Origin of the sequence: Nesterenkonia ebinurensis, assembly GCF_008711175.1 — a bacterium.
GTDB lineage: Bacteria > Actinomycetota > Actinomycetes > Actinomycetales > Micrococcaceae > Nesterenkonia > Nesterenkonia ebinurensis.
Genome location: NZ_VWNF01000043.1, coordinates 1 through 702, shown reverse-complemented (window position 1 = coordinate 702; position 702 = coordinate 1). Strand labels below are relative to the sequence as shown.

The following is a 702-nucleotide window of genomic DNA, read 5'->3' as shown; positions in this document are numbered from 1 at the left end:
GCGAATTGGTTGATGGCGAGGTGAGCGTTGAAGTTGAGGGTCTGACGGAGGCTGGTGACTATGAGTTGGTGGTTCGCTACACCGGTGCCACCGACTTCGAATCCTCGTCCTCTGACCCGGTGACGGTCACAGTGGTTCCGGCTGCCCCGGCCTCGATTGCAGTCAGCGGCCCGCACAGCGTCACCGAGACGGAGTCCGTCTCCTATAGGGTTCAGGCCTCGGATACTTATGGCAATGTGATCGGCTGGGTCACCAGCGACACCGAGATCACCTCCAGTGTGGAGGCTGACCGGGTCCGGGAGGCCGAGGTGACCTTCGTCTTCACCCCTGAGCTGGCTGACCGGACCTTGATATTTAGCTATACCGGTGAGGATGGCCAGGAGATCACCACTGAGGTGGATGTCCAGGTGACTTCCGCGGTGGAGTCCCTGGCGGTTGATGCCCCGGATACGGCGGTGGATCGTGAGGTGCTGCCTGTGGTGGTGACAGCCCTGGATGCTGATGGGGAGCCTCTTGGTGAGGTCACTGATTATGCTGGTATTACTTCCTCTGTGGATTCTGATGAGATCACTGGCGGTGAGCTCACTGTGGTCGGTATCGGGGAACGTGAGGTCACTGCTGAGTATCGTGGTCAGAGTGCTTCTGCTGAGGTGAGTGTGGTCCCGGCTGCTGCCGGGGTGCTGGAGGTTACCGGGTCTGATA

General features: G+C 60.0%; 1 protein-coding gene. It reads left to right on the top strand.

Annotation, left to right across the window (positions count from 1 at the left end; genetic code table 11):
- Positions 1–20 precede the first annotated feature (20 nt).
- Positions 21–702, top strand: a 682-nt coding sequence (locus F0311_RS12835) for a hypothetical protein (RefSeq protein WP_223881333.1), incomplete at its 3' end; no start/stop codon positions are given.